Origin of the sequence: Tatumella sp. JGM130, from assembly GCF_018257525.1 — a bacterium.
In the GTDB taxonomy this organism is placed as follows: domain Bacteria; phylum Pseudomonadota; class Gammaproteobacteria; order Enterobacterales; family Enterobacteriaceae; genus Tatumella; species Tatumella punctata.
This window is the reverse complement of sequence record NZ_JAERJS010000025.1, coordinates 1-17,315: the sequence shown is the minus strand read 5'-3', so window position 1 is coordinate 17,315 and position 17,315 is coordinate 1. Positions and strand designations below refer to the sequence as shown.

The 17,315-nt window shown below is 49.7% G+C and carries 12 protein-coding genes and 1 pseudogene; 7 read left to right on the top strand and 6 right to left on the bottom strand.

Annotated elements, in window-relative coordinates; genetic code table 11:
* Positions 1 to 8 precede the first annotated feature (8 nt).
* The 4 genes from JK211_RS12050 to narI are packed head-to-tail and all read left to right on the top strand — an operon-like array spanning position 9 to position 6,644.
* Entirely contained in the window at positions 9 to 3,749 is a 3,741-nt protein-coding gene (locus JK211_RS12050) for a nitrate reductase subunit alpha (protein ID WP_212708929.1), read from the top strand.
* Positions 3,746 to 5,278, top strand: coding sequence for a nitrate reductase subunit beta (narH, locus tag JK211_RS12045; RefSeq protein ID WP_212708928.1), 1,533 nt, complete (start codon positions 3,746 to 3,748; stop codon positions 5,276 to 5,278). The genes JK211_RS12050 and narH overlap by 4 nt, the downstream gene beginning before the upstream one ends.
* Entirely contained in the window at positions 5,278 to 5,967 is a 690-nt protein-coding gene (gene narJ / locus JK211_RS12040) for a nitrate reductase molybdenum cofactor assembly chaperone (RefSeq protein WP_212708927.1), read from the top strand. The genes narH and narJ overlap by 1 nt, the downstream gene beginning before the upstream one ends.
* Complete coding sequence (gene narI, locus JK211_RS12035) at positions 5,964 to 6,644, top strand: respiratory nitrate reductase subunit gamma (RefSeq protein WP_212708926.1); 681 nt, start codon at positions 5,964 to 5,966, stop codon at positions 6,642 to 6,644. Before narJ ends, narI begins: the two co-directional genes overlap by 4 nt.
* A gap of 44 nt (positions 6,645 to 6,688) precedes the next feature.
* Here the strand turns inward: narI and JK211_RS12030 are convergent, their stop codons facing one another.
* The 3 genes from JK211_RS12030 to idnO form a co-directional block, all read right to left on the bottom strand.
* Positions 6,689 to 7,696 (bottom strand): substrate-binding domain-containing protein, encoded by a 1,008-nt coding sequence (locus JK211_RS12030; RefSeq protein ID WP_212708925.1) that lies wholly within the window; start codon positions 7,694 to 7,696, stop codon positions 6,689 to 6,691.
* Positions 7,697 to 7,708: 12 nt separating this feature from the next.
* Complete coding sequence (locus JK211_RS12025; RefSeq protein ID WP_212708924.1) at positions 7,709 to 8,986, bottom strand: MFS transporter; 1,278 nt, start codon at positions 8,984 to 8,986, stop codon at positions 7,709 to 7,711.
* A gap of 81 nt (positions 8,987 to 9,067) precedes the next feature.
* Entirely contained in the window at positions 9,068 to 9,832 is a 765-nt protein-coding gene (gene idnO, locus JK211_RS12020) for a gluconate 5-dehydrogenase (protein WP_212708923.1), read from the bottom strand.
* Positions 9,833 to 10,433: 601 nt separating this feature from the next.
* Between idnO and JK211_RS12015 the strand changes: the two genes are divergently transcribed.
* The 3 genes from JK211_RS12015 (at position 10,434) to JK211_RS12005 (ending at position 13,746) form a co-directional block, all read left to right on the top strand.
* Complete coding sequence (locus JK211_RS12015) at positions 10,434 to 11,042, top strand: hypothetical protein (protein WP_212708922.1); 609 nt, start codon at positions 10,434 to 10,436, stop codon at positions 11,040 to 11,042.
* A 187-nt stretch (positions 11,043 to 11,229) separates the two neighbouring features.
* Positions 11,230 to 12,222: a LacI family DNA-binding transcriptional regulator gene (locus JK211_RS12010; RefSeq protein ID WP_212708921.1), complete on the top strand. Its 993-nt coding sequence runs from the start codon at positions 11,230 to 11,232 to the stop codon at positions 12,220 to 12,222.
* 210 nt (positions 12,223 to 12,432) lie between these two features.
* Positions 12,433 to 13,746 carry an MFS transporter gene (locus JK211_RS12005; protein WP_212708920.1) on the top strand — a complete coding sequence of 438 codons (1,314 nt, stop codon included), beginning with the start codon at positions 12,433 to 12,435 and terminating at the stop codon, positions 13,744 to 13,746.
* A gap of 42 nt (positions 13,747 to 13,788) precedes the next feature.
* On the opposite strand, the gene JK211_RS12000 is transcribed toward JK211_RS12005, so the two are convergent.
* The 3 genes and pseudogenes from JK211_RS12000 to JK211_RS11985 all read right to left on the bottom strand — a co-directional run.
* A complete protein-coding gene (locus tag JK211_RS12000) occupies positions 13,789 to 14,067 on the bottom strand; it encodes a FaeA/PapI family transcriptional regulator (protein WP_212708919.1) in 279 nt (92 codons plus the stop codon).
* Between the two features lie 26 nt (positions 14,068 to 14,093).
* Positions 14,094 to 15,187: pseudogene (locus JK211_RS17105) on the bottom strand (acyltransferase family protein).
* A gap of 112 nt (positions 15,188 to 15,299) precedes the next feature.
* Positions 15,300 to 17,315 (bottom strand): autotransporter domain-containing protein (locus tag JK211_RS11985; protein ID WP_212708916.1); only part of this gene is annotated, 2,016 nt, incomplete at its 5' end.

Below are 17,315 nucleotides of genomic sequence, written 5' to 3'. Positions count from 1 at the left end.
AGAAAAAAATGAGTAAATTACTGGATAAACTCCGCTATTTTAAGCAAAAGGGCAGCACCTTTTCCGACGGCCACGGACAGGAAATGGACAGCAACCGTGACTGGGAAGACGGCTATCGCCAGCGCTGGCAGCATGACAAAATTGTCCGTTCCACCCACGGCGTAAACTGTACCGGTTCCTGTAGCTGGAAAATTTATGTCAAAAACGGGCTGGTCACCTGGGAAACCCAGCAAACAGACTATCCGCGGACACGCCCTGATTTACCTAACCATGAACCCCGCGGATGTCCGCGGGGTGCCAGTTACTCATGGTATATCTACAGCGCCAACCGGCTAAAATACCCGCTGGTGCGTAAACAGCTTATCCGGTTATGGCGGGAAGCACTGCAGCAATTCAGTGACCCGGTAGAAGCCTGGGACAGTATTGTCCGTGATGAGAAGAAAGCAACCAGCTATAAACAAGCCCGCGGTAAAGGCGGCTTTGTCCGTTCTGACTGGAACGAACTGAACCAGTTGATTGCCGCCGCGAATATCTGGACAGTAAAAAACTATGGCCCTGACCGGGTTGCCGGATTTTCGCCTATTCCGGCTATGTCGATGGTCTCCTATGCGGCGGGTACCCGTTATCTGTCACTGATGGGCGGAACCTGCCTGAGTTTTTATGACTGGTATTGTGATCTGCCTCCGGCATCCCCGATGACCTGGGGAGAGCAGACAGATGTTCCGGAATCTGCTGACTGGTACAACTCGGCGTATATTATCGCCTGGGGGTCCAACGTGCCTCAGACCAGAACCCCGGACGCACACTTTTTTACCGAGGTCCGGTATAAAGGCACTAAAACTGTTGCTATAACCCCTGATTATGCAGAAGTGGCTAAACTCAGTGACCACTGGCTGGCACCTAAGCAGGGTACTGATGCCGCACTGGCAATGGCTATGGGCCATGTGATCCTTAAAGAATTCCACCTCGATAACCCCAGCGATTACTTTATTAATTACTGCCGCCGTTATACAGATATGCCGATGCTGGTGATGCTGGAAGAGACCGATAAAGGTTATTACAGCGCCGGACGCCTGCTGCGTGCAGCCGATCTGGTGGATAATCTCGGCGAAAGTAATAATCCGGACTGGAAAACCGTGGCTTTTGACAGCGATGGTCAGCTGGTGGTGCCGAACGGCTCTGCCGGTTTCCGCTGGGGGCAAAAGGGGAAATGGAACCTGGAAGCCCGCGCGGCAGGCCAGCAAACAGAATTACGTCTCAGCCTGGCCGAGGGTTACGATCAACTGGCAGAGGTGGCCTTCCCCTATTTTGGCGGTCAGCCATCCCCTTATTTCCGCCATGTCGAACAGTCACCGGTACTGGTGCATAAACTGCCGGTCAGAGAGATTAGTCTGGCGGACGGCCGCCGTGCCAAAGTGGTCAGTGTTTATGACCTGACGCTGGCCAATTACGGTGTCGGCCGGGGGTTCGACGATAGTAATACCGCGGGCAGTTATGATGAAGTAAAAGCCTACTCACCGGCCTGGGCAGAGCAAATTTGCGGGGTGCCCCGTCAGCAGATTATTCGTATTGCCCGCGAGTTTGCCGATACTGCTCACAAAACCCATGGGCGTTCGATGATTATCGTCGGCGCAGGAATGAACCACTGGTATCACATGGATATGAATTACCGTGGTTTAATCAATATGCTGATTTTCTGCGGCTGTGTCGGACAAACCGGTGGCGGCTGGGCCCATTATGTCGGTCAGGAAAAACTGCGGCCGCAAACCGGCTGGCAGCCGCTGGCATTCGCCCTGGACTGGGCTCGTCCGCCACGCCATATGAACAGTACTTCATTTTTCTATAATCACTCTTCTCAGTGGCGTTACGAAAAATTATCGGTCAAAGAGTTGCTGTCTCCGCTGGCAAACCCTCAGGATTTCGCTGGTCAGCTGATCGATTTCAACGTCCGTGCCGAACGTATGGGCTGGCTGCCTTCTTCGCCACAACTTAATACTAACCCGCTGACGATTGCCGCTAAGGCAAAAGAGTCCGGACTTTCCCCGGCGGATTACACGGCCAAAGCGTTACAGCAAGGGGAATTACGCTTTGCCAGCGAACAACCGGATAACGGTAACAACCACCCGCGCAACCTGTTTGTCTGGCGCTCAAATCTGCTGGGTTCTTCGGCGAAAGGCCATGAATATATGCTGCGCTATCTGCTGGGGATCGAGAGCGGTATTCAGGGAAGTGAAACCGTTGCAGATCCGGAGATGTCCCCGCAAGAAGTCGACTGGCAGACACCGGCACGGGAAGGGAAACTGGACCTGCTGGTCACTCTCGATTTCAGAATGTCCAGCACCTGTCTGTTCTCAGATATCGTATTACCTACCGCGACCTGGTATGAAAAAGACGATATGAATACCTCGGATATGCATCCGTTTATTCATCCGTTATCTGCTGCCATTGACCCCGTCTGGGAGTCACGCAGTGACTGGGAAATTTATAAAGATATCGCCAAAACCTTTTCAGCCCTTTGTCCGGGTCACCTCGGCGTGGAAAATGATGTGGTGCTATTGCCTGTTCAGCATGACTCTCCGGCAGAAATTGCTCAGCCTTATGACGTGAAACAATGGCATAAAGGGGAATGTGAACTGCAACCGGGCAAAACAGCCCCGCATATCATGCTGGTTGAACGTGATTACCCTGCCCTCAGCGAACGTTTTATGTCAATCGGGCCGTTGATGGAAAAACTGGGCAACGGAGGCAAAGGCATCAGCTGGAACACCGATAAAGAGATCCATCTGCTGCGTCAGCTTAACCATACTCATACCCGCGGAGCAGGCAAAGGTCAGCCACAGCTGAATTCGGCGATTGATGCTGCCGAAATGATCCTGACTCTGGCCCCGGAAACCAATGGGCAGGTGGCAGTAAAAGCATGGCAGGCCCTCGGTGAAATTACCGGCCGGGACCATACCCACCTTGCCCTGCCAAAACAGGAAGAAAAAATCCGCTTCCGCGACATTCAGGCACAGCCCCGTAAAATTATTTCCAGCCCGACATGGTCAGGACTGGAAGATGAACATGTTTCCTACAACGCCTGTTATACCAATGTTCATGAGTTAATTCCGTGGCGGACGCTGACCGGACGTCAGCAGCTTTACCAGGACCATCCGTGGATGCGGGGCTTCGGTGAAAGCCTGGTCAGTTACCGGCCACCGGTCAATACCCGCAGCGTCGAGCAAATGAGTCATATTCCGTCCAATGGTTACCCGGAGAAAATACTCAATTTCCTGACGCCACACCAGAAATGGGGCATTCACTCAACTTATAGCGAAAACCTGCTGATGCTGACACTGTCGCGTGGCGGGCCAATTGTCTGGATGAGTGAAGATGATGCCAGAGAAATGGGTATCGCTGATAACGACTGGATTGAGGCGTTTAACAGCAACGGTGCACTGACTGCAAGGGCGGTCGTCAGTCAGCGGGTACCTGCGGGTATGACCATGATGTATCACGCCCAGGAACGTATCACCAATATTCCCGGCTCTGAAGTCACCGGTATGCGTGGCGGGATCCATAACTCAGTGACCCGTATCAGTCCCAAACCCACCCATATGATTGGTGGCTATGTGCATCAAAGCTACGGATTCAATTATTACGGTACCGTCGGTTCTAACCGTGATGAATTTATCATTGTCCGCAAAATGAAAAATATTCTCTGGCTGGATGACGAAGGCCGGGATCAGGTCCAGGAGGCTCAAAAATGAAAATACGTTCCCAGGTAGGCATGGTGCTTAACCTCGATAAATGTATTGGCTGTCATACCTGTTCTGTGACCTGTAAAAATGTCTGGACCAGCCGTGAAGGCATGGAATATGCCTGGTTTAATAATGTCGAAAGTAAACCGGGGATCGGTTACCCCGCGGCCTGGGAAGACCAGGAAAAGTGGCAGGGCGGCTGGATACGTAAAATCAGCGGACGACTGGTGCCGCGGCTGGGTAATAAAGCCGGGGTACTGAGCAAGATTTTTGCTAACCCGGTGGTGCCGGGTATTGATGATTACTACGAACCTTTTACCTTTGATTATCAGCACCTGCACAACGCGCCTTCCGGCAAACATCAGCCGACCGCCCGTCCCCGCTCGCTGATCAGCGGAGAGCGTATGGATAAGATCACTTCCGGGCCTAACTGGGAAGAGATCCTTGGCGGGGAATTTGAAAAACGTTCAGCGGATCAGAACTTCGCGCGGATGGAAAAACAGATTTACGGCCAGTTTGAACATACCTTTATGATGTATATGCCCCGGCTGTGCGAGCACTGTCTGAACCCTGCCTGTGTGGCGACCTGTCCGAGCGGTGCAATTTATAAACGTGAAGAAGACGGCATTGTTCTTATCGATCAGGACCGCTGTCGTGGCTGGCGTTTATGTATCAGTGGCTGCCCGTATAAAAAAATCTACTTTAACTGGAAAAGTGGCAAGTCTGAAAAATGTATTTTCTGCTATCCGCGTATCGAAGCCGGTATGCCAACCGTATGCTCGGAAACCTGTGTCGGACGGATCCGTTATCTGGGTGTATTACTCTATGATGCCGACAAGATCCTCGACGCCGCCAGCACAGAGAGCGATCAGGATCTTTATCAGCGACAAACAGAGGTTTTCCTCGACCCCAATGATCCACAGGTGATCCGCGAAGCCCTGCAACAGGGGATCCCGCAGAATGTACTGGATGCTGCCCGCCACTCACCGGTCTGGAAACTGGCAATGGACTGGAAGCTGGCGTTACCTCTGCATCCTGAATATCGCACCCTGCCAATGGTCTGGTATGTGCCGCCATTATCCCCGATTCAGTCCGCTGTCGAGGCCGCTGCTCTCAGTTCAGAAGCAGTCTTACCTGCTGTTGAAGAGCTGCATATCCCGCTGCAGTATCTCGCTAATATGCTGACCGCAGGCGATACCGGGCCGGTACTGTCGGCACTGAAACGGATGATGGCAATGCGTCATTTCAAACGCGCACAAACCGTAGAAGGTAAAACAGATACCAGCGCACTGGATGCCGTGGGGCTGACCGCTGAACAGGCCGAAGATATGTACCGTTATCTGGCAATTGCCAACTACGAAGACCGGTTTGTGGTGCCTTCCGGACACCGTGAGCTGGCCGGTGATGCTTTCCCTGAACGTAACGGCTGTGGTTTCAGCTTTGGTGATGGCTGTCATGGCAGCGACAGCCGTTTTAATTTGTTTAATAGCCGCCGGATTGATGCCATCAATGTGTCGGGTAAAACAGGAGATCAGTAATGTCACCTCTGAAACTGATCGCAGTCATGCTCGAGTATCCTTCTCAGGAATTATGGGATGCTGCAGACGAAATTTTGCCGCTGATCGAAGCTGAATGTCCGCAGTTACTGGCCTTCGCCGCTTGTTACCTGCAGGCCCCCCTGTTGGACCGGCAGCAGGAATGGTGCGAAACCTTTGATCGCGGTCGTGCCACCTCAATGCTGATGTTTGAACATGTGCATGCCGAATCCCGCGATCGTGGCCAGGCAATGGTCGATTTGCTGGCACAGTATCAGGCAGCCGGGCTGGAAGCCGGTTGCCGTGAGCTGCCCGACTATCTGCCGGTGTATCTGGAATATCTGTCACTCTGTTCCGCAGAAGACAGCCGTCAGGGATTACTGGATGTCGCCGAAATTCTGGCATTACTCGGCGGCCGTCTGGCACAACGTGGCAGTGACTACCGGTTGTTGTTTGACCAGCTGTTAATGCTGGCAGACAGCCCGTTACGCAGCCACAGCGTGCTGGACAAAATCGCCGGAGAGTCACGCGATGATACGCCACAGGCAATGGATGCAATCTGGGAGGAAGAACAGGTGAAATTTATAGCAGATCCGGCATGTAAAAATGCAGCGGAACAACAATACCGGCAACGCTTTCGCCAGCAGGTCACACCACAATATCTGGATCTCTCTGCAGGAGGTGGCAAATGATCAGCTGGCTGAATACTTTTTTATTTGATCTCTATCCGTACCTGTGTGGTGCCGTTTTCTTAGCCGGTAGTTGGTTACGCTACGACTACGGCCAATATAGCTGGCGGGCGTCTTCCAGCCAGATGCTGGATAAAAAAGGCATGACGCTGGCATCAAACTTGTTTCATATCGGCATTCTCGGCATTTTCTTCGGTCACCTGTTTGGTTTACTGACCCCGCACTGGGTATATGAACCATTTTTATCCATTGCCGCTAAACAAAAAATAGCCATGATGGCCGGGGGCATTTTCGGTATTATGACCGTTGCCGGGGGGGCATTACTGCTGAAACGACGGTTGTATAATCCGCGGATCCGCGCCACTTCTACACGGGCCGATATTCTGATCCTCAGTTTACTGCTGATTCAGGCCTGCCTCGGTCTGATTACCATCCTGTTTTCTGCCCGTCACCCCGATGGTTCAGAGATGATGAAACTGGTTGGCTGGGCCCAGTCTGTTGTGACTTTCAGGGGCAATTCAGCCGCCTTACTGGAAGGTGTGGATATGATTTACCGGGTACACCTGGTACTGGGGATGACACTGTTTTTACTGTTCCCCTTTACCCGGTTGGTACATATCTGGAGTGCGCCGGTCGAATATATTACCCGCCGCTATCAGCTGGTTCGTTCACGCCGCTGAAAATGATGGCAGCGGCATCTTCTGCCGCTGCCCTTGCAGATAATTTATACTGTATCACCAAAAAATAACTGGTATCCCAGGTCAATGCCGCTTGTCTGTTCCGCTAAACGGCCCTGCTTACCCGCCAGTCTGTCCATCAGTAATTCCGTCGCCAGCTGGCCCATCCGGAAACGTGGTGTAATAACACTGGCCAGTTTTTGCTGGTTAGCCTGTCCGATATCCAGCCCGTGAAACCCGGCCACCGCCATCTGTCGGGGAACCGCTATCTGACGGGCCTGACATTCCAGTAATACCCCCATAGCCAGATCATCATTGGTACAGAAAATGGTGTCTGTCTGCGGATACTGCTGCATAATTTTGCGGAACATTCGCTGGCCGAGAGCCATCGACGATATTTCTTTCGGCACAATATGCCTGCCGGTCAGCCCGGCCCCCGTTAACTCCATCTCTACTCCCCGGTAGCGGCAAATATCGCGGGGATCATCCATCGCGCCGAGAAAAACAATCTGTCGCCGGCCTCGGGCAATCAGGTGACGGGTCATTTCTCTGGCAGCCTGAAGGTTATCAAACCCCACCTGTATATCCAGAGCGTCATGACTGATTTCCATTAACTCAGCCACAGGGACTCCCGATGTCCTGATACTGTTTATCGCCGACTGAGTATGCTGCCTGCCGGTCAGGATGAGGGCATCAATATGGTATGACAGCAGTGTAATGATTTTTTGCTGGCCGATCAGCGGATCATAATTATCACTGGCAATGATGGTCTGATAGTTATACTGCGCGGCAACCTGCTGAATACCATCCAGCACATCGGAAAAGAGTTGATTACGGAATGAGGGAATAATAACCCCGAGTGTCCGGCTGCGGGCCCCGGATAAAATATCAGGTAAGCGGTTAGGGATATAGTCATGCCGGCGCATCACAGCATCAATGGCCTGCCTGCTGCGTTCTGAGACCATTTCCGGGTCACGCATATAACGACTGACAGTCATTTTCGTCAGCCCTGCAAGGCTGGCGATATCCTGTAACGACATCCTGCTTTTCTTCATTCCTGTTCCTGTTTAGTCCGAATTATCAGCCAGTATCAGTGTGCCTGATGGTATCCGCAGTAAAAAAACCAGTCCGACGGCCACCAGCAAAGTGATTGCCATAAAAGTATATGATGCTCCCGGCCCGCCGCTGATACCGTTCAGATATCCCACCAGCCATGCGCCAAGAAAAGCCCCTGCCGCCCCGCAGCAGTTGATCAGACCGATGGATATTCCGGCAACATTTTTCGGCAATAACTCGGGGATCAAGGCAAAAAAGGGACCGTAAGGGGCATACATGCAGGCCGCTGCCAGCACCAGCAGACTATAAGATAGCCGGAAAGAATAACTGCCCAGCCACCAGGAACCAAAAAACGTTACAGAGGCAATCAGTAATAATGGCCAGATAAATCGCCGGCGTAATCCTGACTTATCCGATAACCAGGAAACCACCAGCATAGTAATAATCGCCGCCAGATAAGGGGCTGCTGACAGCCAGCCGGTCTGTACAATATCAATAACCGCGACCATCCGCAGAATGGAAGGCATCCACATCATAAAACCATACACACCGATACTCCAGAAAGCATGCAACAGACAAAGTATCACTACATTACGCGATCTCAGTGCCCGCGAGAGATTGCGCATCGGCTGGATCTGTTGCTGCTCTTCGGCCAGTGCCCGGTTCAATGCCTGTTTTTCATCGTCATTCAGCCAGCAGACCTGTTCAGGTTTGTCGCGAACTATCTGCCACCAGACGACGGCCCAGACCAGTGCCGGAACTCCCTCCAGAATAAACATCTGTCGCCAGCCAAAAGCATTGATCAGATATCCGGAAACTATCGACATCCATAACACCGTCACCGGGTTACCCAGTACCAGCAGCGTATTCGCCCGTGAACGCTCTCTGCGGGTAAACCAGTTGCTGATATAAATCAGCATTGCAGGCATAACTGCTGCCTCTGCCCCTCCCAGAATAAACCGGATAATCATCAGCGCCGGTATATCACTCACCAGCCCGGAGGCTGTCGCACACAGCCCCCACAGCAACAGACTGGCAAATACCAGTTTTCGGGCACTGCGCCTGACAGCGTAAATCGTCCCCGGCACCTGAAAAAAAAGATACCCGAGGAAAAACAATGCGCCAATCAGAGAAGATGTACCGGGGCTGATACCTAAGTCCCTTTCGATCCCGGAGGCTGCCGCGAATCCGTAATTTGCCCGATCAAGACAGGCCAGACTGTAGGTTATAAAAATAACCGGCATTAAATACCACCACCGTTTTACCGGCAATTGGCGGGGTGTATTCATCGGAGAGGATCCTGTGTACTGGCGGGGACAGGGCAAATAACATGCCGGGCAGGCCAAATAATTATCTGCCCGGTCAGTACGCTATACGGAAGCGAGCATTCCGCCATCCACAAATAAAATATGACCGTTAACAAAATCAGAAGCAGGTGCTGACAGGAATACCACCGCCCCTTTCAGCTCTTCCGGTTTACCCCAGCGCGCTGCGGGTGTACGGTGACACAACCAGTCAGAGAACTGCTTATCATTGACCAGCGCTGCCGTCATCTCCGAATCAAAATAGCCGGGGGCAATCCCATTGACCTGAATATTATGCCGGGCGAGTTCAACACACATTCCTTTAGTCAGCATTTTCACCGCCCCTTTAGAGGCCGCATAAGGCGTAATATTATCACGGCCTAATTCACTCTGCATCGAACAGATATTAATAATTTTACCGCGTTTCCGTTCGATCATTTTCCTTGCAACTTGCTGAGAAACAATGAAAACAGACTTCTGATTAACTTCAATAATCCGATTCCATTCTTCAACCGGAAATTCAGTAAAAGGTGCCCGATGCTGGATTCCGGCATTATTTACCAGGATATCCAGCGGCCCGGTTTCTGTTTCAATAGTGGCAATAGCTTGCGCCACAGCAGCAGGATCAGTCACATCAAAAGCACAGGCACTGGCCCGGATCCCGTCAGCCCGTAAATCTGCTACCGCCTTTTCACAGCGCTGCGGGTCGCGGCCGTTAATAATAACCGAGGCACCGTGTTCACCCAGTCCGCGGGCCATCAGCAGCCCCAGCCCCTGAGTTGAGCCGGTGATCAGAGCACGCTTACCGGTTAAATCGAATAAATTATTCATCAGATGACCTCATTTTATGAACTGTTACGCGTAACTTTACCTTCGACCTTTGTCAGGGTAAAAGAGTCTGCCAGACCTTTATCGGGCTTTATTTGTAATCTGTGATCTTTGTCGGATTTATTCGCGACTCCGGTTTACGGCCTTCTCTGCCACTAAACATTTAACCGTCAGCCTTTTTATCCGGCAGAGAGATCCGGCCGGAATCCGTTGGAGCCTGAACCTATGCACCTGTGCCCTCTGGCCAGAGAATGACAAAGATGAATCTGTAAAATGACAAATATTCCCGGGGAAACTACTGTTTATTTGTCCCCCCTTCTATTTAAAAAACCGGAAAGTTTATTTTCATAACTGCTCACTAAAACTGTAATATTCTTATTTTTTGATAATTGACAATAGCTCTATGGAACAGAGCATAAATAACTGACATAATCTGTCGATATTATTCTCAACCGAAGAGTTAATATCAATTAACACAACATACAGTGAGTCTCACTGGCATAATAATGCCCTTTCCCTGCTGCCCTGTCAGGTGACCTTCACCATGGAAAGTAAAATATAAAACTCACTTAAATTCAACCTGATAAATTAAATGTGGTGCTATATGAATAACAAGGAAGTCATTCGTTCCATTGCAATTATAGATACCTGTAATTATACCTGCATTGCGATTAAATCCATATGCCGTTACATTTCAGATAATATATCTATTCATAAATTTTCATCCGTTGAAGAACTGCTTAATCACCCTTCAGCCAACAGCTTTGATTTCATATTTTATGATACCCTGACGACACGTTCGATTGTCATCGATCCGGAAAACGATATTATTCGGATGAAAAAAATGAATCCGGAATGTAAAGTTTGCCTGCTCTCGGTTTTGCATCAGTTTATGAGTATAAAAAATGCAGATTTTGAACTGGATAAACGTCTGTCCCTCGACGATTTTAGCTTTTTCATTCGTATCCTTTGCCGGGAAACGAACGAAAAATGTAAAAGAAATTATAGTGTTATCCTGAAAAATCGCCTGAATCTGAACAAAGAGCAAGTCTCCTTATTACGCGCCTATCTCTATAACCTGAATACCAAAAACATCGCAGAATTACTGAACTGTAACCTGCGAAAAGTCTATTTCTATCGTGAAGGCGCAATCAAAAAAGGAAGCGGGCAGCGTAATTTCTTCCGTTCTATCGGCCGCCTGATTAATCCATAATGCGCTGTCCCTGCCTGACGCAGGCATAATCTCTTTGCAAATACCGGCTGCTGCCAGCCGGTTTGTTCCGGCTTCAGAACAACAATCAGTGACATCTGCGCGGTTTTTACAGTAGTCTGTTCCATTATTACCTGTACCGGTAACTCCGGACCGGTCATTTCCTTTGAGGATATTTTGGATATCAGGCATGAAAAACCAGCGTATCACGTTGCATGATATAGCCTCTCTGGCCGGGGTTACTCCGATGACTGTCAGCCGTTACCTGCGAACACCGGAAAAAGTCACCCCGCAGACATCACAGCGAATCGCTGCCGTTATTAACGAAATCGGCTATCAGCCCGATACAGATAATCCGCAAATATCCGGCCAGGCAACTGCGCGTATCGGGGTGCTGATCCCTTCCTTTCACAACCAGATTTTTCCCAGCCTGCTGGCGGGAATTGAGGCAGCGATCAGCAATACGGGGTATAAAACGGTTGTCGTCAGTTACGACTATGATCCGTTACGCGAAGAAGAACAGATAGCGGCTCTGCTGGCAATGCAGATTAAAGGCATTATTCTGACCGAGTCGGTGCATACACTACGTGCCGAAAAATATCTTAAAGCTTCGGGGATCCCGGTCGCAGAAGTGATGGGTAATCAATGTCAGCCAGGCAGGATCTGTGTCGGGTTTGATAATCAACAGGCCGGATTTGATATGACCCGGCTGTTACTGGCGCGGGGTAAAAAACAGATTATCTATTTCGGGGCGATGTCTGATCACAGAGACAGATTACGCTATTCCGGCTATTGCGAAGCCATGCAGCAAGCCGGACTCCGGCCGGGTCAGATCACCCCGAATAAAATATCATCGGTTTCGGTCGGTAACGGTATGATGGGGGTTGCCAGACAGAAATACCCGCAGGTCGATGGCATACTCTGTACTAACGATGATTTGGCCGTCGGCGTTTTACAGGAATGTTTGCAGGCTGGTATTCAGGTCCCCGCGCAGCTGAGTATTGCCGGTTTTCACGGACTGGAGATAGGTCAGGTTACTCCGTTAAAACTGGCCAGCGTTATTACCCCGCGTTTTGCCATCGGTAAAACTGTGACCGAAATTATGCTCAGAAGCATTGCCGGACAGGAAACACCTGCCCATGTTGACCTCCATTACCAGCTCTCTTGCGGGGAAACGCTTTGATCCTTTCCCGGTTTCACTCCGCTTATCCCGCCGTCTGGCTCACGAACCTTGTAACAGGGTTTTCTAACATGATTATACGTGACCGGGATCCCATAACATCCTTCTGAAATCGCGTTTTATACCCCCTGATAAGCGTTGCAGACAGTCACAGAGCACTGACTTTGCTGACCCTGTTTTCATCGTCCTGAAGAATGATAAAGGGGTTTTATTATGCAGAACACTATCCCCGGCACCCGCTGGTTTCGCGTTATTGTGCCGATCCTGATTGCCTGCATTATGTCGTTTATGGATCGGGTCAATATCAGTTTCGCTCTGCCTGGCGGTATGGAAACTGACCTGGCCATGTCCAGCCAGATGGCCGGCGTTGTCAGTGGCATCTTCTTTATCGGATATCTTTTTTTACAGGTCCCCGGAGGACACATTGCTGTACGTGGCAGCGGAAAACGCTTTATTGCTTATTCGCTGATTGCGTGGGCTGTGGTGTCCGTCGCCACCGGGTTTGTGACTAACCATTATCAGCTGCTGATTTTGCGTTTTATTCTTGGTATTTCCGAAGGCGGAATGCTGCCGGTGGTGCTGACCATGGTCAGTAACTGGTTTCCGGAAAAAGAACTGGGCCGGGCTAATGCATTTGTGATGATGTTTGCCCCGCTGGGCGGTATGGTCACCGCGCCCGTTTCAGGGGCTATTATTGCGATACTGGACTGGCGCTGGTTATTCATTATCGAGGGATTACTGTCTGTCGTGGTTCTGGTCTTCTGGTGGTTTATGATAAGCGACAGGCCCGGGGAAGCCCGCTGGTTACCTGCGGCTGAACGAGAATATCTGTTACGCGAGCTCGCCAGGGAACAGGCCGAGCGTCGGAAACTGAATCCGGTCAGCAATGCGCCGCTGAAAGAGGTATTCCGTAATAAAGGTCTGATGAAACTGGTAGTACTGAACTTTTTCTATCAGACCGGGGACTATGGCTATACCCTGTGGTTGCCAACCATTATTAAGAATCTTACCGGGGCCAGTATCGGTAATGTCGGCATGCTGACCGTATTACCTTTTATTGCTACCCTGCTGGGGATCTACAGTATTTCATACCTCAGCGATAAAACCGGAAAACGCCGCCAATGGGTAATGATATCTCTGTTTTGTTTTGCTGCATCACTGCTGGCGTCGGTAATATTGCGCCAGAACATTATCGCGGCTTATATTGCATTGATCTGTTGCGGATTTTTTCTTAAAGCAGCCACCAGCCCGTTCTGGAGTATTCCGGGGCGTATTGCTTCCGCCGAAGCGGCAGGCAGCGCACGGGGCGTCATTAACGGATTAGGTAACCTCGGCGGGTTCTGCGGGCCTTATCTGGTAGGATTGATGATGTATCTTTACGGGCAGAATACGGCCGTCGTGGTGCTGGCAGCCTCACTGGTGCTCGCAGGCATTATTGCAGCATTACTCCCGGCACAATGTGATCTCCGGCCGGCACCTGCCGCAGACAGTGACCCTTTGCCTCCGCCACTGGCGAATAACAAATAATCCGGTAGTTTCCCCGGCCTGCCATCAGGCCGGGGAAACGGGTCACTGGCTTGTCTTTTTAATGTACCAGCGTAACGAGTTAAAATATAATTGCGGAGACTTAATCACTTTTCCTTCGTCAGCCAGCTGTAATAATACCGCCCTGGTAACATAAATACTGGCATCACAACGGTCAGCTACCTGACGGGTTTTCGGCCAGTATTGTAATTCAGGTAACATCCCCCCCTGCAATGGTTCAGGACAGACATCCAGGCATAATTCGTTTAATGCATGAAGGATTTCCCGTTTTTTATTCTTTCGTAACTTTCTTTCACTGTACATAATTATTCCATTCCATTAGTTTCTGGTTACAAAGGGAGACGTTTTAGTAATTTGTCTCTTAAAAAAACCGAAAGCTTTATCTCAACAAATAAATAAAACACCCATGAACATATGTAGGTCAGCACCAGGCTTACCCATAACAGATTAAACCGGTTTGAAAATGAATCGAAATAGTCCTCACCCAGATATCTCTGCGCGGCAGAAATCACCGTAAAGATAACGGCCATATGTAACAAATAAAGTGAGTAAGATATTTTCCCGGTAAACATCAGCCATCCGGGAACCCGCCGGGATGTTATCTTGCTTAATTTAAGTCCGGACAGGAAAAGAATAAAGCAAGGCAGTGTCATAACATTGGTATGTAAATTCCAGCGTTCACCAAACGGGGCATATAATCCGCCGACGGCAAATAAAAAGAAAACCACAGATCCTGCCATCAGCAGCCAGCAGCCGATGCCTGCAGAAGATGACATCCTGCTGTAAAGCATCGCTGCCAGCAATCCGGCCAGAAAATCAATATTAATTGAATCACTGATCATAAGGATATATTGCTGATAGAAATGCGGATCACTGGCCTGACGCTGTAACAGAGCATCACGGGGCACCAGTAACATTAATGATAAAAAAAGTATGACCAGAAAAAGGTAACGAGAACGGCCACATAACAGCATAACTGCAACCATCAGGTAAAAAAAAACTCATAATTCAGCGTCCAGCCATTTTCCAGCAACGGAAAGCCGTAAGCAGGTGACTCTCCGCCATTCAGCGGAATAAAGAATAATGATTTTATCGTCTGGTTAAATAATCCGCTCGCCGGGCGGGTGAACCAGTAATAAATGGCATACCCTGACGTCAGGATTGCATAGGCAGGAAATATTCTAAAACTGCGCCGGATAATATATTTCAAGCTGTTTTTCCATCCGGACTGCAACTGTCTGGTGGTTATCCATACCAGAAAACCGCTGACCATAAAGAAAATATCTACCCCCAGATATCCGCGGCGTAACAGGGTTTGTTCCAAAGGTGAAACAAACCAGCTGTAGTGATAGAAAATAACCGCTAATGCAGCAATAGCCCGATAAACCTGAATAATATCGATATGTTGACGTTCACTGGTCATAGAGATGTCTCTTTATCTGATACTAATGGTGCTGGTGAATAAACAGATGCCTGCGGGCTGACCGCAAGCCATCTGTCTTTATTTACATATCCCAAAGCATGTCGGCTGCCGGTCAGAATGAATAGTTCAGACCGGTGGCATAATTAACCACAGTATTACTGTCGTTGCTGTTACTTAACTGAACTGCTGCGTAGGTACTCAGATTTTTACTTAGAGAAGAGTACATCCCCAGTTTCACTTCCCGCCATTGCCGTGATTTCCCCCCCTCTGTCAGCCGGTAAAATTCCGTTCCGGTACTTTTTAACGAGGCGGTTATTTTGCCCGGCGCAGTCACAGATTCATTACGATAGCTGAGGTGAAGATAGGGGTTTACCGGCAGGTTGCGGGTATCTATCCGCCAGCCTGCTGTAATATTGCGGCGATTCAGTCGCTGATCACCAAACTTCATTGAGGTACTGCTATTGCCTTTTTCGGCATACCCATTGAGCAGCGAACGATCGTAGCTAAAACCCAGCAGAGGGCCAGTGGTAACATTACGATGTAATGCCATATCAAATCCGAGATTAACACTTAACCCGCTGAAGCGGGCGCGGGTTGCAGCCTGTTCTGTTCTGACCGCTTTCCCCAGCGAAACACTGCGTCTGATTTTATTAAAATCAGCACTGCCGCTGCTGAGTTCCAGGTTACCCCATACACCGTTTTCCATCACCAGCTGACTAAACAGGCTCATAGTGGTGCTGTTGTACTGGTATTTGAAGAGATCTGAAGATTTAAAATGTGTATTTCCGGCACTGACCATACCACCGAGGCTGAACCCTTTCACTGGTTGCAGGGAAAAACCGATATGGCCGTTACTGGCAAGCCCGTGTCCGCCAGTCAATAGCGTATTTTCTTTAGCCCTTGCGTATTTACCGCTGTATCCTCCGAAAATACTGACTTTGTCATCGGAGGACATCATCCGTTGTTTTTGTAATTGCGAATCAAGGTATAAACGCCTGTCAGACTGAATATTATTGATCCCCTGATTCAGCCCGGCCACCTGAAACGGCGCATCAATAATCGACATCATATATTCAGCAATCACCCCATGGGCGACCGGGCTGGGGTGAAACCAGTCTGAAAATAAATATACCTGATCATTATAAAATCCCGGGGTATCTTCTTTACAGAAAGGAGCTCCGATACCAATCTGGCACATCGGGACTAAAATATTATCGAAACCATAGGCGGCAGGAGAATCAATGATTTCGGCGAAAAGCCGGTTAACATCAGCAAGAACAATATTTCCCTGCAACCCGCTCAGCCCCTTTTCCACATCATTATTGAACTGCTCAGTCAGTTTGTTTTCCATGCTAAGGAATGTACGAAAAATGGCAGAGGTGATCTCAATCGGCACATTCAGCCCATAACTTTCCAGTACCCGTTCAACAGAAGCGGTAACCGCCGCCTGGCGTGCTTCTTCGCCATTAACACTGCCCAGTGAGCGTAGATAGGCGTCCTGTAATGCATACAGACGCGGGAGATCCAGCAGATTTCCGCCAAGGAAAGCCTGAGCAAAACCAAATAACGCGGTCCCCGTCCATGGGCTCATTCCGGCATCAGGAAGGTTAGGTACTACCACCATCCCTGCCCCCGAATCCAGCAGCCGTCGGGCCTGGCTGACGACATCCTGCGGGGCACTGGATAGCAGGTAGTTCTCCCCCTGATTGAATATTTTACTGAAATTAAAGCTCAGTAAGCTGGTTTCCACATCAACTGACAGGTCATTAGCTCCGACCCAGAGAATATATAAGCCATCAGGATTTCCCTGCTGATTATTGTCTTGCAGATACATATCAATTTGCTGACTGGTTTTATAAATCAGAAACGGTGTCTGGCTGGCTGTGGCTCCTGACTGTGCATAATTGGTTCCGCCCTGGGTATAAGGTGGTGAAGTTTCACCTGTGTAAGCCTCTGAGATCAGCTCGTTATACAGTTTACTGTCATATCCCGACAGAAAACGGGTAATAGGCCCGGCAAAACCACCATCACTGATACTGTCCCCGAAGGTAGGTAATGCTACCAACTTATTGATTAGTGTATGATGGTGTTTTTGAGGTACTTTTGTGGCTTCCATTTCTGTGCGTTG